This is a genomic window from Candidatus Woesebacteria bacterium, assembly GCA_016700095.1.
Lineage (GTDB): Bacteria > Patescibacteriota > Microgenomatia > UBA8517 > UBA8517.
The window spans coordinates 207,876-227,877 of the sequence record CP065002.1; the positions used below are offsets into that span (position 1 = coordinate 207,876).

The window sequence follows — 20,002 nt, forward strand, 5'->3', positions numbered from 1 at the left end:
ATAGTAAATATAATTTTTGTAAAAGTAGTTAATGAAAGTGCGAGGGTTATGGATATTACACGCTTATTAAACCCAATTTATAAAAAACTAAAGGATTATGTAAAAATCGTATTTATTGTGGTATTTTTGCTGTTTATTCTGTCTTTGACTCGGAGTGTCTTAACAACAAAGAAAGCCGGAGAAAAAATAATCGAGACCCAAAAAGAGGTTAATGAATTAGAAATTCAAAAACGAGAATTGGAGCGTAAGGTGATTGCGGCAGAAAGCGAATTTTACGTAGAGCAACAGTTGAGAAATAATTTAGGTCTAGCCAAAGAAGGCGAGGCGGTAATGGTACTGCCGGAAGACGATGTGTTGCGTAAACTTGCCCCAAAGCTTCATCGGGAGAAGGATGAGCTTCCAGATCCGACATGGAAAAAGTGGCTGAAACTGTTTATATAGAATGAAAGAGACTTGTTCCAAAATGTTTGTCGCAATACACCACAATAAGTGGAGGGGATTGTCACATTCTCCGACGACCAAGCGAAGCTTCAAGACCTGATTGGTTAAGCAGATTTTATCTAAAGTAAACGATGTGCCAGCGGGAGGAATTGCTACACATGGTGTCACATTCTCCGACGACCAAGCGAAGCTTCAAGTTTTCTTTGATTAAGTAGATTATATATTGAGGAAACGATGTGCCAGCGGGAGGAATTGAACCTCCGACCGACGGTTTATGAATCCGTTGCTCTACCCCTGAGCTACGCTGGCATTTATCTAATCTGGCAAACCCTATTCTACAATAGCCTTGTAGCAATCTCAATTAACGGTTATAATGAGCTTTCAATTACGTGCGGGGTAGTGTACGGCTGCACGCGAGGCTCATAATCTCGCAGACTAGGTTCAACTCCTAGCCCCGCAACACAGTGTAAGTTCAAGCTCTGCTTTATCCTGTAATATGTCGGAAATAAGTTTGCCGCTTCATCTTGATTAATACTTGATTCATCCTCTCCAATTCTGTAATTAAGAACTGGAGTAAGTGTTGATGATTTGACTAATGGATGGTTAATTTGTAAAATACTTTCATTAACAAATGCAATGAGGATTTCGGTTGGGATTTCCTCGAAAGCAGATCAGGCTATCTTGAGCTACGTTGAAAGAATGTCTGGTACAGAGGCGAAACTGTAAAGCATGCAACAAGTGTCGCGAAAGTGGAGCTTGTACAATAAGGTTTATCCATTTGTATAACTCATCTATCGGATGAGTTTTTTATTGGATCGACGAAGCAAGGTGGCACCGCCACAATAGCTTTTAGCTGTCTGCTATTAGCGATTAGATGGCCCTTGTAAGAATAATAGTCCATCGGACTATTGTTTTTGCAAGGGCTTTTTTATTGGTTAACAAATATAAATTATGAAAGATAGACAGCAATACTTAAAGGAAGGAACCCCTGACTCACAAAATGGGCAGGGGTTACTTTGGCGTAGACAAGAATAATGTGCAAGCAATTCTTGCAGATTTAGAAAAAATTAATGGAGTAAGTATGCCAGAGGGAAAGAAGCAGCAACGGTTGCTTGGTAGGCATTTAATGAATGTCACACATGACGAACCCCTTAAAATATACGTAGGAAGTTGCCCTGATTATTCACACGATGGTGGAAAATATACGCATGAGGGTATTGGTGAAGGTGTTCCACTATTGACGAAAATGCATTTAACATACGAAGTGAGTATGCTGGAAGCATTACGTGATCATGATATCCCGTTTACTTATACAATTATGGTTGCTGATGTTGAAGCAGAGGATACAGTTTTTTGCGAAAGATTCACAAATGGAAATCAGGATGAATTTGTCAAAAGGTGTCATCAGTCGGTTGAGGAAACAAAATCACTACTTCAGTTAGATGCCGCCCTTTCTAATGTTTCTCGAAATATCAATGCAAGTAGTTTTTTTCAAGAATTTGGAAAAGAAAGATTCTTGGAATATCAAGGAAAGTATATGGATGTTTTGACTAACTTATATGGGTCAGAACCAGATTTTATTGCAAAGGTTGATGATGATGTCATTGCAAGAAGGAAATTGTACGGAAAAATGTACGGCCATTTATTAAAAGATATGGATAGTGATCAGAAGGCAGAATTTTTAGCGGTTAGAACAATGCGCACAATGGCGCAATATTTGACGCTGGGTAGACTTATTGGTGAAGAAGCTAAATATCCGGTAATTATAAATCATCCAACAAGAAATATTTCAATGTATAACCAGAGAAATAAATATAGATTAAATGGTGATATTGTTGGGCAACAATTACCCATACCGATTTTAAAGATGGAAAGGGAGGTTTATTAATGAAAAATATATTTGTTAGGAAAATATTTCCATATGACCCGACTGTGAATGGCAAGTACTCGAGATATGAAGGTTATTGCAAAATAACTTTAAGAGAGGAGGATCCGGGCATAATATTTGAGAACGAACTTAAAACCCCAGAAAATATAAGCATCATTTTCTGTTCGGAACTAAAAAGAGCGATAGAATCAGCTAACGCATATTATGGTAATAATTTGGAAATCGAAAGATTATCAGAGTTAAATGAAATACTTTTCGAGTTACCACTGCTAGTTGGACGTCGCGATTTTGAAAAGTACGGTAGCATCATAGTAAGAGAAAGGTTTTTCAAACTGCTTATAGAGGATAGATTAAATGAGAAGCAAGCGGATATTAAAAGTCGGATAATAAATACTATTGATAAATTAAATAAATTACCTGAGGGCAATTATCTTTTAATTAGTCACAGCTTTTACATGAAGTTGTTTGAATTATATTTGAAATATGGCAACTTTAATTTTTTTCAAAATAATGATTTTGAAAATATAATTAATTTTGAAAATAAATTATATGAATTTGGTGAGGGTTTTGATTTCAGATTATGATAAAGTATAGCCATGAATAAAAAACGGGTATTAGCGGGAATGAGAGCTTCAGGAAAACTCCACTTGGGGAATTATTATGGTGGAGCAAAGGGAATGGTGGCACTACAAGAAGACGAAAATCACGAAACTCTTTATATGGTCGCAAATCTTCATGGAATTACAACCCCATTTAAATCCAGAGAGTTAAAAGAAAGTACAAAAAGCGTAATTTTAGATTATCTTTCTGTTGGACTTGATCCGGAAAAATCTACAATTTTTATTCAAAGTGATTTGGCCGATCTCCATACCCAACTTGCTTTTTATTTGTCGTCCTTTGTAACTATTGCTCGTATGCAACACTTACCGACTTTCAAAGAAAAAGTTAAACAATATCCGGAGAGTGCAACAATGGCCCTTCTCAATTATCCAGTTCTTATGGCTGCAGATATTTTAATTTATAAAGCATGTGAGGTTCCAGTTGGAGTTGACCAAGAACCGCACTTGGAAGTAGCTCGGGAAATTGCTCGTAAAATGAACGATCAATACGGAATGGACTTTCCAGAGCCGAAAAGATTTACCATTAAAGGTGGAGAATATATACCAAGTCTTATTGGGTTAGGGAAGATGAGCAAATCTGTTGAAGGAAGCTATATCGCACTAACCGATGATCTTTCTACAATCAAGAAAAGATTGGCAGGAATTCCAACAGATTCAGGAAAAGGAGAAATAAAGATGGAAGGTGAGATTAAAAAATATATAAGTGAAGCGGGAAATGAATCAATCGGTGTTTCCTCGTTGATGAAATATGTTGAACTTTTCGAAAGCGAAAAATGCCGAGCAGAATACGAAACTCAATATCAATTATCCGGTATTCGTTATGGGGATATGAAAAATAAATTAGCTGATGCAATTTATAAAGAAATACTCCCAGTTCAAGAAAAACGCAAAGAGTTGGAATCAAAACCAAGATTTATAGAGGAAGTGACTAGAGAAGGAGCCAAAAACGCTCGAGCAATTGCTGAAACAACAATAAAAGAAGTAAAAGAAAAAATGGGACTTTAGAAAGCGCAAGCTAGAGATTGTTAGTTTTTGTTTTTAAATAATATGGACATAACCTACGAAGATTTCCAGAAACTCGATATAAGAATAGCAACTATACTGCAAGTTGAGGAGATTGACGGTGCGGATAAATTGCTGAAGCTCACACTAGACGCAGGAGATCTTGGGGAAAGAACTATCGCGGCAGGAATTAAAGCATGGTATAAACCGGAGGATTTGGTGGGTAAGCAAATTGTGTATCTTGCAAATCTTGAGCCAAGAATGTTGAAGGGTGTTGAGAGTCAGGGTATGCTTCTTGCTGCAGGTGGCGATGAGGCTGTAGTCATTCGACCCATCAAGGAAGTTAGTCCGGGGGTAAAAATCAAGTAAATACTTATAGCGCGAAAACTAAGCGTCTTTTGGTCAATACCATTGTCAAATTTGGCTCGGTTAAACTGCTAATTTTCTGGTATAATTCCTACGTATATAAAATGGCAGCGATAAAAAAATTAAGAAAAATCAACGTCGGAAAACTTTCAATCGTTGATATCAAAAGAAAAGATGGTACAGGACGTTCCGGTGATAAAAAACGCGTTGAACTTCGTTTCAAACTCACTCTTTGGAAAATTGTCATCATTATATTTTTATTTATTTTTTTCCTACCTTTTTTCCTGTCGCTTCTGAGTATTGGAAGTTTGAACCAAACAATCGATGTCTCCCAAGCGCTTTCTGATATTAAAGAAGGTAAGGTCAAAGAAACGGTTGTCCAAAATGCAAACCTAGTACTTACGTACAATGACGATACTAAAAAAACCACTACAAAAGAAGACGGTGATACACTTGCAGGTCTTTTAGATAAGGCAAATATAGATCCAAGTTCAATTAAATATTCAGTAGTTGATCAGTCGTTTAGTAAAGCATTTGGTGAGATATTAAGTATTTTACTGCCTTTGGGATTAATGGCAGCATTTTTCTTTTTTATCATTCGTTCCCAATCCAAGGGCGCACAGGATGTATTTTCCTTTGGTAAAAGCAGGGCGAAACTTTTCGCCAAGGGTAAGCAAAATGTTAATTTTGGGGATGTGGCCGGAATTGATGATGCGAAAAACGAATTAGTTGAAATTGTCGACTTTTTGAAAAATCCTGCAAAGTATCGCAAAATTGGTGCGCGCACTCCCAAAGGAGTTTTGCTTTTTGGTCCTGCCGGAGTTGGTAAAACACTTTTAGCAAGAGCGGTTGCCGGTGAGGCGGGAGTACCGTTCTTCTCTATGGCGGGGTCTGAATTTATGGAAATGCTTGTTGGCGTCGGTGCAAGTAGGGTTAGAGATTTATTTGTTCAAGCCAAAACCAGTGCACCATCAATTATCTTTATCGACGAAATTGATGCAATCGGAAGGCAAAGAGGTCGCGGAATCATGGGTGGGCATGACGAAAGAGAGCAGACTTTAAATCAAATATTAGTTGAAATGGATGGCTTTACTCCAAATGACAATGTAATTGTTATTGCCGCAACAAACCGAGGCGATCTTTTGGATCCCGCACTTTTGCGCCCTGGTAGATTTGATCGCAGGGTTACTCTTGATATGCCCGATAGAGAAGGAAGAGAGGGAATATTAAAAATACACGCCAGAGGTAAAAAATTTGGAACAAATATTGATTGGAAACGGGTTGCTGACCGCACAGTTGGTTTTTCCGGGGCTGATCTTGAGAATATGTTAAACGAGGCAGCGATCCATGCGGCAGGTCAGAACAAAAATGAAATTATTATGGAAGATATTGAAGAGGCGGCAACTAAAGTAAAACTTGGACCAGCCAAAAGAAAGCTCCAGTCTGAGGAAGATAAAAAAATTACGGCATATCATGAAGCGGGACATGCTATTGCTACTCACTATTTAGCGAAAATGGATCCGGTTCATCGCATCTCGATTGTTGCGCGCGGTATGAGTTTGGGGCATACGCTTATTCCACCTGTAGCGGATCGTTCTCATGAAACCAGATCTCACATGCTCGAACAAATTGTTGCCATGCTTGGAGGGCGTGCCGCAGAGGAATTAATTTTCAACGAGATGACCTCTGGGGCATCTAATGACATTCAAATGGCAACAGGTCTTGCTCGTGCCATGGTAGTTGAGTATGGGATGAGCGCTCTTGGGCCGATTGATTTTTCATCAAGAAGTGATATGAGTATGCCTAGTTGGATGGAAGGGGAAACACTTTCTCCTGCAATGAAAGAAAAGATTGACTCTGAAATTAACAAGTTAATGACAGAAGGATATAAAAGCGCCCAAGCTTTGCTTAAAAAATACAAAAAAGACCTTGATCTGGTTGCTTTGGAACTACTTAAAAAAGAAACCTTAGACAGAGATGATTTTGAGAAAATTGTGGGGAAGAAGAAAGAAGGAAAGTAAGTTAAGTGAGAAATGAGGTAAATAAAAAAGAGCGTGAATTATTCTTCATTCACTTCTTAAGTCCTCTTTAAACTTATTGTTCTGGTAACGGGAGTTGACGGTTGGCCTTTATCAATTGGAGGAATTGAAACTTTATAGCTCACCCTTTTTAAAGAATTCTTGATTGGTATTGCACCTAAGCCTAATGTTTCTGTTCCAACTTGAGCTTTCTTGTATTGTCATTCCCGACTTGATCGGGAATCCAGTGATTTTAAATTGAATCCTCAATGAGAAGAAAGATACCACCGAATTTGATTAGCTGAGGAGTTTGTTCTGGATTCCCTTTTTCAAGGGAATGACAAAAAGATGTCAACCGTAAGATGGATGGAAACGCTTATTGTCTGGGCAAACATAATTCTCGAAACTCATATCCTAACTATTTCAACACGTGTTGTCTTTACGACAAACAACCCACGACCTTACGGTTGGGGTATTCTCATACTTCGTCTTCGACGAGTATGAAATTGTTCGATTCATTCAACGAGCTTACGTTTGGGGTTTTCTTGATCAAGTTATAACGATAGGTTTGCGTGTTACAATTGCAATGAATGAATACCTCAGAGAAAAAATTAGTCCTAATTGATGGCAATGCCATAATTCACCGTGCATATCATGCGATGCCTCATTTGACGACTCCGAAAGGGGATGCAATCGGTGCCGTTCAAGGTTTTTTAAACATATTGCTACGTATCATCACAGATATTAAACCAACTCATATTGCTGTCGCATGGGACAGAAAAGAACCCACGTTTAGGCATAAAGCTTTTAAAGATTACCAGATTCAGCGTCCCGAAACAGACAAAGAATTAATAAGCCAGTTTTCCAAAGTCAGACAAGTATTGGAAGTGTTTGATATTGCATTTTTCGACAAAGCAGGATTTGAGGCGGATGACATAATCGGTACGTTTGCCCACAAAGCTCAGAAACACTTTGAAGAAATAATTATCGTAACCGGAGACAAAGATCAACTACAGCTCGTTAATACAAAAACAAAAGTATATATGCCCGCTAAAGGCGTGAGTGTCGGAGTGGTATTGGGGGAAAAGGAAGTTTACGAAAAACTTGGTGTGCGACCCGACCAAGTAGTTGACCTCAAAGCATTTATGGGGGACCAATCCGATAATTATCCGGGAGTATTTGGTATAGGACCAAAAACCGCGCAGACTTTACTAAAAAAATACGACACTTATCCTAAAACCTATAAACACCTTGATGAACTTCCCGAAAGTGTTAGAGAGAAATTAATTAACGGCAAAGACGGTGGTGATATTTCCTACAAATTGGCAAGAATTGTAAACGACGTCGATGTTGATTTCAAACCGGACGATTTAAACGTATGGAGTGTTGGCAACAATAAGACTCTGCAATTATTCGACGAGTATGGGTTTAGAACACTGACCAAAAGGGTGAAAGAAGTAGGTGCCAAGATGGTGGGGGAAAAACAACAGAAATTATTTTAGTAGATTGGAGATGGTATATGGTAGATGGAAATAAGAAAATAATTCATTTTTATGATTTGCGCGTATGGCAAGAAGGTCATAGATTGGTTTTACTAACATATAAATTAGTTGGTGGATTGCCTGAAAAGGAAAAGTTTATTTTAATCCCTCAAATGTTACGGGCAGCGATATCTATAACCAGTAATGTCGCAGAAGGATTTGGACGAAGAAGCTTAAAGGAGAAAACACAATTTTATTATATTGCAAAGGCATCACTTGTTGAACTTCAAAATCAGTATTTCATTGCTCGGGATATGAAATACTTGTCAGATAATGAGTTTGAAAATGTATGGGATCAGTCTGTTGTTGTTCATAAAATGCTCAATGCGTTAATTACTAGTATTAATAATAAATGATTATTCTCATTAAGTCTGAGTCTGTTGATTTTAGACGATTGATAAAGTCTTGTCTTAGTTAAGAAGTTAGACATTACCAACTTTAGTTGGCAGAGAACGTCGTTTTACCTATATACTAATTGCCATATGCCATCTACTAATATGAAAATTGCTTTAGTACATGACTACATAAAAGAATTCGGGGGAGCCGAAAGGGTACTCAAGGTTTTAGCTGAGATGTATCCGAAAGCTCCGATTTATACAGCATTTTGCGTCAAGGATTCGGCCGCGGGTAAAGAATTTGAAGGAAAAGAAATCAAAGAAAGTTTCTTGGCTCCAATTTTGAAAATAGGCAAACTGTATAGTCCCTTGAGGTTTTTAACTCCACTTATTTGGAGGTCAATGGATTTATCAAAGTTTGATCTAGTGATTGCTTCGTCCTCATGGTATATAACCCGCGGATTTAAAGTTGGAAAAAATACTAAAGTAATTTGCTACTGCCACACACCTCCCCGGTGGCTATATGGTTACGACACAAGTATCGAGCTTCAGAAGTACTGGCCGGTGAAAGTATATGCAGCGGTCGTTGGACATTTTCTTAGACTGTATGATTTCGTTTCAGCCCAAAAACCACATGAAATTTCCAAGTTCAAATTACCAATTTTCAATCCCAAATCGGGAGTGGATATCTTTATTGCCAATTCGGAAAACGTGAGAAAGAGGATTGAGAAGTTTTACAGACGTGATGCGAAGGTTATTTATCCACCGGTTGATGTTGAAAACATAAAAAAGCATGCTATGGATAGCAAGAAGCAAGGGAAATATTTTTTGATCGTATCAAGGTTGGTTGGGGCAAAGGGATTGGAAGAGGCTGCACGTGCTTTCAAGAACATTAAAAATACCGAACTAAGAATTGTTGGTGAAAAGTCCGGTTATTCCAGGGTCGAGGATGGATTGATGAAATTAGCTGGAGGAAACATAAAACTGCTTGGTAGACTTACCGATGAAAAACTCTACGAACAACTTGCAGGAGCAAAGGGATTTATCGCACTTGCCAGAGACGAAGACTTCGGTATGACTGTCGTTGAGGCAATGGCTGCAGGAACTCCTGTAATTGCATTTAACGGTGGTGGATTTAAAGAGTCGGTAGTAGACGGCAAGACAGGAATATTAATTAATGATACAGATGAAGAAACCATAAAAAAAGCTGTTGAGAAGTTGATTAAAACAAAATGGGACAAAAGGGTGATTCAAAAAAACGCGATGATGTTTTCGAGGGAGAGATTTGTAGAAGAAGTGGAATATTTGGTTAAAAAAACCGAGTGAATTAAACTGTCCTCAATGCGAGGATATTCTATGATAAGATCATCTGCCCAACCTTCTATCTATTTCTCTCTCCTGGTCAGCCATTGTCTGTTGAGCCTTTTTCAACCCCACTTCTATACGATGTTGCAATTCCAAGTTTCTCCTCATTGCTGGAGTGACAATCTCTGGTCCGTCACCTCTATGAAAACGAGTTGCGTCCCAAGTAGAATTTGGTTCTGCAAGAGTTGCGTCTCCAGTAGAATTTGGTATTGCCTCAACCATGCACCTATAATACCGATTGTTGTTGTTGTTGTCAAGGTTTCGATGGTTTAATAAAATAAACTATGAAACGCTGGTATTTGAAATTTGCAAGTTATAAAACTCCCAATGATGTTTATGATGCCGATAAATTGGGGGAAAAGACTATTGAAACAAGCCAGTGAGTCCTGATTCTTCGAAAAATCCTGCAAATTTTAAACCCGGAGATATTTTAGTTTTAAAACCACTCGATTCCAGTGAGGTGCTAGATAGGATAGTAGATTTTATTCATGTTTATTCTTCGGTTGAAGAAATGGCGAAAAATGAACCGGTAGAGAAAATATTCTCCGGATGTAAATCCCCCGAAGAACTTGCTGAAATATTTGAAGAGGTTAAGAAAAAGTGGGGCAAAGTTTATACTTACAAAATAGAAAAATACGGAATAGTTGCCATTGGGATTAATAAGTGGGATAAAAGGGTTATACAAAAAAGAGCAGAGATGTTTGCAATGGAGAAGTTTAGAAGTAATTTTTATAAATTAGCTAAGTAGCGTAAGAAGTAGGACTAAATAAAAAATAACTGCTCAAAATACAATATAATGCGGTGAATTACTAGATCGTTTATGGGGTTCTAGTTCTGGAATGATTCGCAGCTCTGAGAAACAAGCGACCAGCTTGATATTGTATACGTCTTTTCGTTTTTTTCTCGGTCGCATCCCCCCCAGCAGCCTCGATAGCAAGCTGCTTGGCGCATTCTTGACCAGATTTCTCAAAATGTTGAACAGCTAATCCTTCTAGAAGGTCAATATGTGTTTCGCCAGCATGTGTTTCACGTTTAGACATATTGCAATTATAAATATATATCCCATAATAGTCAATATCCATACTTGATTATTAATTTTTGATATACTTATCATATGCCTGAACTTCCGGAAGTAGAATCAATTCGTCTGCAATTAACCAAATACGTTGTCGGTCACAAAATTGAAAAAACAGAAATAAATTACAAAAAATGTTTTCAGGGAGACCCCAACAAGCTAAAACAAGCAAAAATTGGCGAAATTCGTAGATTTGGAAAAGCAATCGTTATTGATTTGAACAATAAATTATCGATATTAATTCATGTCAAAATGACAGGCCAACTAATTTATCGAGGTCCAAATTTGTCACCCGCTCCTGCAATTTCTGACAAGGTAAAAGGTGGGCTTGGCGGAAAGCATACGCATGTAGTATTCCATCTTAATAAGGATGCAAAACTTTTCTTTAATGATTACAGGAAATTCGGGTGGATAAAGGTAGTCAAAACCGATGAAGTTGAGGAGGATAAATTTATCAAAAATATCGGTCCCGAACCATTTAAGGATTTAACGATCGAATATTTCACCAAGACACTATCAAAAACCAAAAGAAACATAAAATCTGTTCTTATGGACCAGAAGGTAGTTGCTGGCGTGGGTAATATTTATGCAAACGATGCACTTTGGTTATCGGGAATACACCCGACTACACCTGCACACAAATTGCCTCCAGAAAAAGTCAAAGAACTTTATCACGCAATTGAACAAGTATTGCAAAGAGGGTTGGCTGATGGAGGCGCGAGCGAGAATTCGTTTGTTACCCCTGACGGTGCGGATGGAAATTATCAAAAACATTTTTTGGCTTACGATAAAAAAGGAGAAAAATGTGTAAGGTGTGGCGGCATTTTTGTCAAAGATAAGGTTGGTGGAAGAGGAAGTGTTTACTGCCCCAAGTGTCAAAAAAAATATTAACCCCCCAAAAAATTATGAAAGAAGGATTATATGAAATTCCCGGGGGTTGGATGTTACATGTACATCAAGATACACAACTGGGCAGGGAACTTCAACCCATGGGTAAACTCACTGCCAGGAGACATAAAACAATAGCGGTAATCATTGATGGGGAACAAGTTGTGGTTAATACTACACCGATGATAGGTGTTACCGGTGATCTTAAGCATAAAAATTCGCTGAATTTTAGTGTTGTCGACAGATAAATCTTGTGTACCAGAAAAACGATTTCAGATTTGCGTATAAGGGTATAATGAAGCTATAAGGATTGGAGGTGAGAAGAATGTGTTTTAGGGAAAGAGAGAAATTAAAATCCTCGACTGAGTCTGGTGTACGTACGACCCAAGGCGGGGTAGCTGCCGCTGATAAACCAACCGTGGCGCCGGTAGAAACACCCCTAATATGTGAGTATCATACAATTCGTAATTCAAACGGTACTACCTACACTTTTCCGGTAGAGGTTCACAAAAACTAAACAATTATAAATCGCCGATTGATGAAGAGGTGACTTGTAAGTGATCGATTGGTGAAACAAATATACAAATTACATCAACATATCAATAAGATAAAAACTCAAATATTCGTCTTTGTATTTAACTATAAAAAAAACGTAATATTAGTTAATGACTTCAAAAAAGAGTTTGGTAATCAGAAAGGCTTATGAGATAGCACAAAAAGACCTCAGGTTAAATTATGGAAAGTTTGGTATATACGCAGGACCCAAAAACCATCATGAATACTGGGCAAGAGACTCTTTTTTTGCGACATTTGGCACTAACTTTGGGGGATAAAGATATCGCCAAAAAAAATTTGGACTTGTTTACTGCTTATCAAAAACCTTCCGGTCACATTGCACTTCGAATTGAAGACAGATTCCATGGTCTAGGATTTCTAGGACTAAATATAAAACATCGCAAACTACTAGCCAAGTTCAAGCCCAGTCAACCCTGGGCTGACAAAGTAATTGATTCCAATCCGCTATATTTGATTGCTGTTGCAGAATATGTGAATACTACCAAAGACGTTACGTGGATCGAAAGAAACCGCGAAAAAATTGTAAACGCAGTGTATTGGCTTACTTTGCAAATTGATAAAAATGGATTGGTGAAGGAAGGATTGAATGCCAATTGGGCTGACTTTACTTTTAAGCGTGGAAATGTGCTTTATACAAATATACTTGCCTGGAAAGCATTCAATTTACTGTGTAATATCTTACCCACCAAGGAAGCTAATTATTGTTTATCGCGTTCCGATCAAATTGAACTGGCGATAAAGAAAAATTTCTGGAATGATGAGAAAGGTTTTTTTATTGACAACATCGGAAAGCATGGCAAAAAACATAATGTTTTTGCGTCAGACGGCAATTTATTGGCAATATTTTTTGATTTTACAACCAGCGACGAAGCTCAAAGGATTTTTAACTATATTGATAAAAATAAACTTGACCGCATTCCAGTGCCAATTTATTTTCCCCGACTTACAGGAAGACATAATATTTTAAATAGGTTAATTTTCCCAAATTACAATTCGACTTATACATTTATTTGGTGGGGAAGTATTTCGGCTGTGAGCAGAATGAAGATTTTTGATAACGACGGAGCGCTTAATGATTTGTATGCGATAGCAAAAATTATTAACCGCTATAAAACCGTTCCCGAAATTGTTAACCCCAAAGGGCGTATGGTGGATAAATTATTTTATAAGTCTGAGAGGTCTGCCGCCTGGTCGGCAGGCATGTTTGTATACGCATGTAACATAGCAAGAGATAGGAAGCTTATCTTGTTTTAACTGACAGAATTGATACTAATAACCAAGTTGTTGATTTAATGTAAACTTACAGAATGCGAATCTTAATGGTGACGGCTACATATGCTCCTTCGATAAACGGTATTGCTATTGCGATATCAAATTTGAAAAGTTCGCTTGAAAGTTTTGGTCATGAAGTTACAATTCTTGCTCCTAACAATCCAAATGTAACAAAAGAGGAGAAAGGAGTAATTAGATATCCGTCTTTGGAGAATCCGGTCGTGAAAGACTATCCCATACCACTGGCTCCTGGACCAAAAAGTTTAGCCAAACTGTTGAGTGGATATGAACCCGATATAATTCACGTTCACCATCCGTTGCATATTGGGGGAATGGCAAGGCTGTTAGCCTTGCGTTTTAAGGTGCCTTTGGTTTTTACTTATCATACGAGATACGATTTGTATGCGAAAAAATATGTTAAATTTCTTCCTAATAGTTTACGTGAAATGTTTTATGGTAACAGGATCGACAAATTCTGCAAAAATGTTGACTTAATTATTGCGCCGTCAAACTACATTCAGAAAAGTTTACTTAAGAAGTTCCCGTATCAAGAAGTTGTTGCAATTCCTTCGGGAGTTTCAAAATTAACAACAAGTGACAACAAAGCTTTGTCCCTAAAAGAAAAATTGTCTATTGGAAACAGCAAAACGGTTTTATTAACTGTCGGTAGGGTTGCAAGAGAGAAAAATCAGGAAGTATTAATTCACGCAATGAAACACTTGAATGACGATTTTGTATTGATAATAGCGGGAGATGGTCCAAGTCGATCTTCCTTGGAGCATCTAGCCGGTAAGTTAGGAGTGGAAGAGAGGGTGATTTTTGCAGGTCGGATAGAGCATTCTTTGATTGGTGCTTATTACGAGATTGCGGATTGTTTTGTGTATTCGTCGACGACTGAGACGCAGGGAATTATATTTCTTGAGGCATTATCGCACGGACTACCGATTGTAAGTGTGAAGTCATCCGCTTCGCTTGAATGGGTGAAATCCGAGGTCGGATATCAAACCGAATCAAAACCTAATCTTATTGCAGAGAGTATTACCAAGATAACTAAAGGAGATCGAGAAAATTTTGCTCAACAAGCTCGTAAGATAGCTAGTGATTTTACTTCTGAGAAAATGTCTCAAAAACTTCTTGATGAATACGAAAGGTTGCTGAAAAACAAAAAATTTTATTCCGAACTAACAGCCACCGGCTGGCAATCATGGAGTACCAAACCAAAAGGACTTGTAAAATTTCCGATAAGAAATTTTGCTCCGAGTGGGAAAATGTTTTTGCCTGAAACTAAAACCATAAAGACTGGCAAAAAACCAATAGTTGGCTGGTCTTCGTGGTATGCATATTGGTGGAAAATAAATGAAAAGAAAATAATTGACCAAACCAAATGGTTCTCACAGCACTCGGAAATTCCGGTTGAGTTTATAGTAATTGACGATGGTTGGACGCGTTGGGGAGATTGGGAAAATGAAAATATAAAAAGGTTTCCGAACGGAGTTGGAACGGTGAGTAAGAAAATAAAAAAACTAGGTTTCAAACCGGGTATATGGCTAGCACCGTTTTTGGTTGATCCACGAAGCGAGCTTGCTAAGAAACACCCCGAGTACTTAGTTCGTTACAACAATAAGTTGGTTGAAGGAATGAAAGTCACAAGTTTTGACAGATTTATTTTTCCTAAATATATTCTCGATATTAGGAAGAAAGAAGTTAGGAAACATTTGGTAAATTCCATTAGGAAACTTGTAATAAATGACGGTTTTGAGCTTTTAAAGTTAGATTATTTATATGCACCTTTTTTTATTCCCGGTGTTGGAATGCATGAAGCCGGATATTATTTAAACAAGTTTTTACTTAATGTAAAAAAAATGTATCCGCAAGTTTATACAATTGCCAGTGGTTGTCCTTTTGCGCCCGCACTTGGTGTTGTTGACGCTATGCGGATTTGTCCCGACATATCCATACCGTTTATTGACAATATTCCTCTTGTTTCTTCGATTTATCACAAACGAAAATTACTACTATCTAAAGGCAATATTAAAAATCGAGCAAACATGAAAAAACATTGGAATATCAATACCGATAGTTACGTTTGTCGCAAATCGCTTAGAGTGAATAATAAAATACTGTTACAATTTGCCAAAGAAATTAAACACATGGATAGTGATATATTGCTAGGTGATGATTTCACCCGTCTCGAAAAGGAAAGAATTGATAAACTCATCCTGCCACTTTTTGTAAAATGAATATTTCAAAAATAGTCCTCGTTAATTTCAGAAACTTTGCCAGTAAAATAATTGAATTTTCTGACATGATTTCTGTTATTGTTGGTGATAATGCCAGCGGGAAAACCAACATCCTCGAAGCTATTAATTTGCTTGCAACAGGCAAGAGTTTCAAAGCAAAAGTTGAGGAAGAGATGGTTGGTTATGACGCCGACATTGCACGCATATCTGCATTAATTGAAGGTAAGCCGTACATGGTCGACAGGGAAGAAAACCTAACTGCCAAAGCTAATCGGTCACGCATCAAACTTGAGGTTGTTTTAACCCGAGGAAAGATCAAAGTTGGTGAAAACCCGGATAAGTATGAAAAAGTGGCACGCAAGAAACTTAGTGTTAATGGAGTAGGTAAAAGATTGATTGACTTTGCGGGAAACTTCAACGTTGTACTATTTTCTCCAAGTGACATGGATATTATTACTGAGTCGCCAAGTGTTCGGAGAAAGTTTTTAGATACTGTTTTGTCGCAAAGCGATAGAGAATACCGACGTGCTTTGCATGCTTACGAGAAAGGACTTAGACAAAGAAATAGGCTATTAATTAGAATTAGAGAAGAGGGATTATCGAGAAGTCAACTTTTGTTTTGGAACAGTATCTTAATCAAAAACGGAGACTTTATATCAAATTCAAGGCAAAATTTCATTGACTTTATCAATGCCATGAAGCCGTTAAATAGTCAGACGTTTAGGGTGATTTACGACAATAGTGCTATAAGCGGCGAGAGGTTAGAGCAATATTCAAAAGAAGAAACAGCGGCGGGAACTACACTGGTTGGTCCGCACCGGGACGATATTGTGATAAAGATTAAAGATCAAAAATCAAAAATTAATAAAGATAGGGATCTGTCAAAATACGGAAGCCGCGGGGAACAGCGGATGGGAGTTTTATTTTTGAAACTTAGCGAGCTTTCCTTTTTGGAAAAAATTACACAGGACAAGCCGGTACTTTTACTTGATGATATTTTTTCCGAGCTTGACCATGAACACAGAGATGTGGTGATGACCGCGGTAAAAGGCCGTCAGGTAATTATTACAACTGCAGATCCTCACTTTGTAGTCGGAATGAAAAGAATTGAAAAAATTAAGATTTAGTTTTAGTTGTTGTTTGATAAATTCTGCTGGTGTAATATTTCGAGTAATATGGGAGAGAGAGGGGGTGGAAATTTGAAAGCAATGATTGAAGAGTCTTTGGGTCGCCCGCGCACTAAAAAACAGAAAGCGGTTCCAAGTTGCTCCTCCCCCCAAAAAAAACGGGGGTTTCCTCATTTTTGGACAGTGAGCATGTGTTTTTAACACCTGACGGCGAATTGGTAACGATGAGAATGAAAGATGCCCCTAGTTTTAGATCGCTTTCTGAAGAAGAAAGTAAGAGAAGAAATCGGGGTGAATTGGATTATGATTATGTGATATTTGACCCAGGTAAATTATAAAAACAGATTCTTGAAATTGTTGATTTTGAATAAAAATAGTTTAATTAATTAGATGAGAAGGAATTTTCGATTGGGATCTGAAGTTTCAAGTCCTAATTTCGTACCCAGAAATAACCCCTTACCAACAGGTCTGATGTGGGTAAGAGTTGGCGAGGATGAATACCCTACCTGGGAAGTACAAGTAAATACCGGTGAAGGAAGATTAATTCCTCCAAACACACATGCTTCACATGCTCAGAGTGCTGTAGAAAGAAGGGGTGGTTAATTTGCTACAATGAAGTGTGAAAGTATTTGACAAAAAGGATCTTCTTAAATTATATACACCACCCAAAAACTCAACCGGGGAGGATAATGGTCAGATTACAATAATTGGCGGATCAAAACTTTTTCATGGTGCGCCACTTCTTTCTTTAATTGCCGCATCCAAATTTGTCGACATGGTATTTTTTGCGTCTCCTGATCCAAGTGTTGGTGAGGTGGCTTCGAAACTTAAATCCCGATTAAGCTCATTCATATGGGTACCGTGGGAAGACGTAGAACATTATATTGAAAAATCAGATGCAATATTAATTGGGCCGGGTTTTATGAGGTACGAAACGGAGAGCCGAGATATTAAATCAAGCATTAAAAATAAAATATTAAACATAAGAAATCCAAAACTAAACATGTTGGATAAGGCGGGAAAGGAAACTTATGAAATAACAGCGCATTTACTTACAAAATATCGCGATAAAAAATGGGTAATCGATGCGGGGAGTTTGCAGGTTATGGAAGCCAATTGGATTCCCAAAAATGCCATTCTTACGCCAAATAAAAAAGAGTTTGAAATGCTTTGTGGTAACAAGCAGTTGACGGTTGGTAGTAAGGGAAATTCGCAGACGGCAAACCATATGTTGCAGGCTGCATCAAAGATGGCAAAAAAATATTATTGTACAATTGTTCTCAAGGGGCCGGAGACAATTGTGGTATCACCTGACGAAGTAGTTATCGTTAAAGGCGGCAATGCAGGGCTAACAAAAGGTGGTACGGGAGATACTCTGGCTGGGCTTACTGTTGCACTTTTGGCCAAAAACGATGCCTTTCTTGCCGCAACAAGTGCGTCATATATTTTGAAATTCACTGCCGACAAATTGTTTGAAACAGTGGGCGTAAACTACAGCGCCGACGATTTGGCTTCCTCGATACCCTTATATTTGAAAAAATTGATCTAGCTTCGGGCAAAAGGTTAAGAAGTATGTACCATGCCTAAACCAGCATTTTTTCTCTTGTAATTACCGCATATTTCCAGTATTATTACCGCATACCTGCTTTTTGCTTCCTTTGCAATATGTATAGTCCAAAGTTCTCAATAACCAATAAAATTCTCCAAAACATAGGAGCGATCGAGGCATGTAAGGAAGTTATTGAAAATGCCCCGCTTGTTCCGTATTACGAGAAACAATTTAAATCAGAAGCAATTGTGAGAACTGTACATCATGCTACCCATATCGAAGGAAACGATCTGAGTTTGGATCAAACCAAAAAAGTTCTTGAGGGGGAACAGGTATTGGGTCGGGAAAGAGATATTCAGGAAGTAATTAATTACAGAAATGTCGTTTCGCTTTTGGATGAACTTATGTCAAAACGTGGCGGTTACGATTTGCAGACGTTAACCGATATTCACAAAGAGACAGTCAAAAGACTGGTTCCCGATGAAAAGGTGGGAGTACTTCGAAAGACACAAGTCGTGATTAAGGAAGAAGAAACAGGAGAAATAATATTTCAACCACCTCCGTTTATCGAAATACCATATCTACTTGAAGATTTCTTTATTTGGTTAAACTCGGAGTCAACGAAAGAAATTCATCCGGTTTTATTATCCGGAATTGTTCATTATGTACTCGTATCGATCCATCCTTTTGTCGAGGGAAACGGAAGATCTACCAGGGCTTTTTCGACACTTGTTCTTATGAGGGAAGGGTATGACATTAAACGCTTTTTCTCATTGGAAGAGTATTTTGATATGGATCCGGGTGATTATTACGAAGCATTTTCTGTGACAGACAAACAATCACGCGACATTGCCGCAAGAGACTTAACTTACTGGTTGGAGTATTTCACCAAAGCATTGTCGATTTCATTGGGTAAAGTCAAAGACAAAATTAGGAAATTGTCGATTGATTCAAAACTTATGGGAAGAATCGGTCATCAAGTAGCCCTGACGGAACGACAAATGCAACTGGTCGAATACTTATCCGAAAACGGATCAGGAATTATGAAAGAATTGAAAACAGTTTTACCGATGGTTTCGGAGGACACGGTGCTAAGAGACGTGAAAGATTTGCTTGATAAAAATATTGTCAAAAAAGAAGGAAGTACCAAAGCATCCCGTTATTATTTGACCAGTAGCAGTGCTTCGTAAACCAAGACTATATTGGTTATCGTGTCGAATGCCTTTAACCGCTAACGATTCTCCGCGGATACAAGTCTGTGGTAACTTTTTCATCTTCGGCGGTAATACGATGCTCCGTCTACGCGATAAAAAGTGTGGAATAGCCAAAAAGAGAAAATAAATTATTAAATCAGTAAACAGGCATTTCGCAATAATAGTTTATTAATCAGCTTGGCTAACACTTCAATTTTGGATAGAATATTATTGTAACTTTTGTTATTGCTGATAAATGCAGTATTATTGATTTAGATATATGGTACCTAGTGATCCACAATTTCTTTACATGGTTTTAGTACTACCTAGTTTGTTCGGATTAACTTTAGTGGGGGACGGACTAAACAAAATAATTCACGAAGAACAGGGTGGAATTATAAGCATTATGTTTGGCATTGTATTTATAGGGTGTGTAATTTTTGCTTTTATTTTCTTTTCAACATATTTAGGTAAACCGCTTTAATTTCAATATCTTGAAGTTTTTC

General features: G+C 37.8%; 25 protein-coding genes and 2 tRNA genes. 24 read left to right on the forward strand and 3 right to left on the reverse strand.

What is annotated here, in order from left to right:
* Positions 1-48: 48 nt before the first annotated feature.
* On the forward strand, positions 49-441 hold the full coding sequence (locus IPM62_01080; GenBank protein ID QQS39193.1) for a septum formation initiator family protein: 393 nt from the start codon (positions 49-51) through the stop codon (positions 439-441).
* Positions 442-678: 237 nt separating this feature from the next.
* On the opposite strand, the gene IPM62_01085 is transcribed toward IPM62_01080, so the two are convergent.
* Positions 679-750 (reverse strand) — tRNA-Met (locus IPM62_01085).
* Positions 751-831: 81 nt separating this feature from the next.
* On the opposite strand from IPM62_01085, the gene IPM62_01090 reads away from it, so the two are divergent.
* From IPM62_01090 to IPM62_01135, 10 genes are all read left to right on the forward strand, one after another.
* Positions 832-901 (forward strand) — tRNA-Met (locus IPM62_01090).
* 540 nt (positions 902-1,441) lie between these two features.
* Complete coding sequence (locus IPM62_01095; protein QQS39194.1) at positions 1,442-2,329, forward strand: hypothetical protein; 888 nt, start codon at positions 1,442-1,444, stop codon at positions 2,327-2,329.
* The gene (locus tag IPM62_01100; protein QQS39195.1) at positions 2,329-2,913 is read left to right on the forward strand and encodes a histidine phosphatase family protein; all 585 of its coding nucleotides are present in this window, start codon (positions 2,329-2,331) and stop codon (positions 2,911-2,913) included. Before IPM62_01095 ends, IPM62_01100 begins: the two co-directional genes overlap by 1 nt.
* 12 nt (positions 2,914-2,925) lie before the next feature.
* Positions 2,926-3,954 (forward strand): tryptophan--tRNA ligase, encoded by a 1,029-nt coding sequence (gene trpS, locus IPM62_01105; GenBank protein QQS39196.1) that lies wholly within the window; start codon positions 2,926-2,928, stop codon positions 3,952-3,954.
* 42 nt (positions 3,955-3,996) lie between these two features.
* Positions 3,997-4,320 (forward strand): methionine--tRNA ligase subunit beta, encoded by a 324-nt coding sequence (metG, locus tag IPM62_01110; GenBank protein QQS39197.1) that lies wholly within the window; start codon positions 3,997-3,999, stop codon positions 4,318-4,320.
* 101 nt (positions 4,321-4,421) lie between these two features.
* Positions 4,422-6,338 (forward strand): ATP-dependent zinc metalloprotease FtsH, encoded by a 1,917-nt coding sequence (ftsH, locus tag IPM62_01115; GenBank protein QQS39198.1) that lies wholly within the window; start codon positions 4,422-4,424, stop codon positions 6,336-6,338.
* Positions 6,339-6,683: 345 nt separating this feature from the next.
* On the forward strand, positions 6,684-6,839 hold the full coding sequence (locus IPM62_01120; protein QQS39199.1) for a hypothetical protein: 156 nt from the start codon (positions 6,684-6,686) through the stop codon (positions 6,837-6,839).
* Positions 6,840-6,925: 86 nt separating this feature from the next.
* Positions 6,926-7,837, forward strand: a complete 912-nt coding sequence (locus tag IPM62_01125) for a hypothetical protein (protein ID QQS39200.1) — start codon at positions 6,926-6,928, stop codon at positions 7,835-7,837.
* A gap of 17 nt (positions 7,838-7,854) precedes the next feature.
* On the forward strand, positions 7,855-8,232 hold the full coding sequence (locus IPM62_01130; GenBank protein QQS39201.1) for a four helix bundle protein: 378 nt from the start codon (positions 7,855-7,857) through the stop codon (positions 8,230-8,232).
* A gap of 126 nt (positions 8,233-8,358) precedes the next feature.
* Complete coding sequence (locus tag IPM62_01135; GenBank protein QQS39202.1) at positions 8,359-9,537, forward strand: glycosyltransferase; 1,179 nt, start codon at positions 8,359-8,361, stop codon at positions 9,535-9,537.
* A gap of 39 nt (positions 9,538-9,576) precedes the next feature.
* Here the strand turns inward: IPM62_01135 and IPM62_01140 are convergent, their stop codons facing one another.
* The gene (locus tag IPM62_01140; GenBank protein QQS39203.1) at positions 9,577-9,798 is read right to left on the reverse strand and encodes a hypothetical protein; all 222 of its coding nucleotides are present in this window, start codon (positions 9,796-9,798) and stop codon (positions 9,577-9,579) included.
* Between the two features lie 157 nt (positions 9,799-9,955).
* Between IPM62_01140 and IPM62_01145 the strand changes: the two genes are divergently transcribed.
* On the forward strand, positions 9,956-10,324 hold the full coding sequence (locus tag IPM62_01145) for a hypothetical protein (protein ID QQS39204.1): 369 nt from the start codon (positions 9,956-9,958) through the stop codon (positions 10,322-10,324).
* A 70-nt stretch (positions 10,325-10,394) separates the two neighbouring features.
* Here the strand turns inward: IPM62_01145 and IPM62_01150 are convergent, their stop codons facing one another.
* The gene (locus tag IPM62_01150; protein QQS39205.1) at positions 10,395-10,658 is read right to left on the reverse strand and encodes a hypothetical protein; all 264 of its coding nucleotides are present in this window, start codon (positions 10,656-10,658) and stop codon (positions 10,395-10,397) included.
* A gap of 32 nt (positions 10,659-10,690) precedes the next feature.
* On the opposite strand from IPM62_01150, the gene mutM reads away from it, so the two are divergent.
* The 12 genes from mutM to IPM62_01210 all read left to right on the forward strand — a co-directional run bounded on the left by mutM (position 10,691) and on the right by IPM62_01210 (position 19,980).
* Positions 10,691-11,542: a bifunctional DNA-formamidopyrimidine glycosylase/DNA-(apurinic or apyrimidinic site) lyase gene (mutM, locus tag IPM62_01155; protein QQS39206.1), complete on the forward strand. Its 852-nt coding sequence runs from the start codon at positions 10,691-10,693 to the stop codon at positions 11,540-11,542.
* A complete protein-coding gene (locus IPM62_01160) occupies positions 11,524-11,787 on the forward strand; it encodes a hypothetical protein (protein ID QQS39207.1) in 264 nt (87 codons plus the stop codon). The genes mutM and IPM62_01160 overlap by 19 nt, the downstream gene beginning before the upstream one ends.
* Positions 11,788-11,864: 77 nt before the next feature.
* Positions 11,865-12,056, forward strand: coding sequence for a hypothetical protein (locus IPM62_01165; GenBank protein ID QQS39208.1), 192 nt, complete (start codon positions 11,865-11,867; stop codon positions 12,054-12,056).
* Positions 12,057-12,204: 148 nt separating this feature from the next.
* A complete protein-coding gene (locus tag IPM62_01170) occupies positions 12,205-12,372 on the forward strand; it encodes a hypothetical protein (GenBank protein QQS39209.1) in 168 nt (55 codons plus the stop codon).
* Positions 12,314-13,369 (forward strand): hypothetical protein, encoded by a 1,056-nt coding sequence (locus IPM62_01175; GenBank protein QQS39210.1) that lies wholly within the window; start codon positions 12,314-12,316, stop codon positions 13,367-13,369. The genes IPM62_01170 and IPM62_01175 overlap by 59 nt, the downstream gene beginning before the upstream one ends.
* A 53-nt stretch (positions 13,370-13,422) precedes the next feature.
* The gene (locus IPM62_01180; protein QQS39211.1) at positions 13,423-15,627 is read left to right on the forward strand and encodes a glycosyltransferase; all 2,205 of its coding nucleotides are present in this window, start codon (positions 13,423-13,425) and stop codon (positions 15,625-15,627) included.
* Positions 15,624-16,754 (forward strand): AAA family ATPase, encoded by a 1,131-nt coding sequence (locus IPM62_01185; GenBank protein QQS39212.1) that lies wholly within the window; start codon positions 15,624-15,626, stop codon positions 16,752-16,754. Before IPM62_01180 ends, IPM62_01185 begins: the two co-directional genes overlap by 4 nt.
* Before the next feature lie 176 nt (positions 16,755-16,930).
* Positions 16,931-17,092 carry a hypothetical protein gene (locus tag IPM62_01190; protein QQS39213.1) on the forward strand — a complete coding sequence of 54 codons (162 nt, stop codon included), beginning with the start codon at positions 16,931-16,933 and terminating at the stop codon, positions 17,090-17,092.
* Between the two features lie 52 nt (positions 17,093-17,144).
* A complete protein-coding gene (locus IPM62_01195) occupies positions 17,145-17,357 on the forward strand; it encodes a hypothetical protein (protein QQS39214.1) in 213 nt (70 codons plus the stop codon).
* 16 nt (positions 17,358-17,373) lie between these two features.
* Positions 17,374-18,303 (forward strand): NAD(P)H-hydrate dehydratase, encoded by a 930-nt coding sequence (locus IPM62_01200; GenBank protein ID QQS39215.1) that lies wholly within the window; start codon positions 17,374-17,376, stop codon positions 18,301-18,303.
* Between the two features lie 116 nt (positions 18,304-18,419).
* Positions 18,420-19,493, forward strand: coding sequence for a Fic family protein (locus IPM62_01205; GenBank protein ID QQS39216.1), 1,074 nt, complete (start codon positions 18,420-18,422; stop codon positions 19,491-19,493).
* 283 nt (positions 19,494-19,776) lie between these two features.
* On the forward strand, positions 19,777-19,980 hold the full coding sequence (locus tag IPM62_01210) for a hypothetical protein (GenBank protein QQS39217.1): 204 nt from the start codon (positions 19,777-19,779) through the stop codon (positions 19,978-19,980).
* Positions 19,981-20,002: the final 22 nt, after the last annotated feature.

Coding starts and splice junctions, on each gene's coding strand:
- metG (QQS39197.1), top strand. CDS start 3,997: ATGGACATAACCTACGAAGATTTCCAGAAACTCGATATAAGAATAGCA.
- ftsH (QQS39198.1), top strand. CDS start 4,422: ATGGCAGCGATAAAAAAATTAAGAAAAATCAACGTCGGAAAACTTTCA.
- IPM62_01175 (QQS39210.1), top strand. CDS start 12,314: ATGAATACTGGGCAAGAGACTCTTTTTTTGCGACATTTGGCACTAACT.
- IPM62_01205 (QQS39216.1), top strand. CDS start 18,420: ATGTATAGTCCAAAGTTCTCAATAACCAATAAAATTCTCCAAAACATA.
- IPM62_01130 (QQS39201.1), top strand. CDS start 7,855: ATGGTAGATGGAAATAAGAAAATAATTCATTTTTATGATTTGCGCGTA.
- IPM62_01135 (QQS39202.1), top strand. CDS start 8,359: ATGCCATCTACTAATATGAAAATTGCTTTAGTACATGACTACATAAAA.
- IPM62_01095 (QQS39194.1), top strand. CDS start 1,442: ATGGGCAGGGGTTACTTTGGCGTAGACAAGAATAATGTGCAAGCAATT.
- IPM62_01100 (QQS39195.1), top strand. CDS start 2,329: ATGAAAAATATATTTGTTAGGAAAATATTTCCATATGACCCGACTGTG.
- mutM (QQS39206.1), top strand. CDS start 10,691: ATGCCTGAACTTCCGGAAGTAGAATCAATTCGTCTGCAATTAACCAAA.
- IPM62_01120 (QQS39199.1), top strand. CDS start 6,684: ATGTCAACCGTAAGATGGATGGAAACGCTTATTGTCTGGGCAAACATA.
- IPM62_01080 (QQS39193.1), top strand. CDS start 49: ATGGATATTACACGCTTATTAAACCCAATTTATAAAAAACTAAAGGAT.
- IPM62_01165 (QQS39208.1), top strand. CDS start 11,865: ATGTGTTTTAGGGAAAGAGAGAAATTAAAATCCTCGACTGAGTCTGGT.
- IPM62_01170 (QQS39209.1), top strand. CDS start 12,205: ATGACTTCAAAAAAGAGTTTGGTAATCAGAAAGGCTTATGAGATAGCA.
- IPM62_01185 (QQS39212.1), top strand. CDS start 15,624: ATGAATATTTCAAAAATAGTCCTCGTTAATTTCAGAAACTTTGCCAGT.
- IPM62_01180 (QQS39211.1), top strand. CDS start 13,423: ATGCGAATCTTAATGGTGACGGCTACATATGCTCCTTCGATAAACGGT.
- IPM62_01150 (QQS39205.1), bottom strand. CDS start 10,658: ATGGATATTGACTATTATGGGATATATATTTATAATTGCAATATGTCT.
- IPM62_01140 (QQS39203.1), bottom strand. CDS start 9,798: ATGGTTGAGGCAATACCAAATTCTACTGGAGACGCAACTCTTGCAGAA.
- IPM62_01210 (QQS39217.1), top strand. CDS start 19,777: ATGGTACCTAGTGATCCACAATTTCTTTACATGGTTTTAGTACTACCT.
- trpS (QQS39196.1), top strand. CDS start 2,926: ATGAATAAAAAACGGGTATTAGCGGGAATGAGAGCTTCAGGAAAACTC.
- IPM62_01195 (QQS39214.1), top strand. CDS start 17,145: ATGAGAAGGAATTTTCGATTGGGATCTGAAGTTTCAAGTCCTAATTTC.
- IPM62_01125 (QQS39200.1), top strand. CDS start 6,926: ATGAATACCTCAGAGAAAAAATTAGTCCTAATTGATGGCAATGCCATA.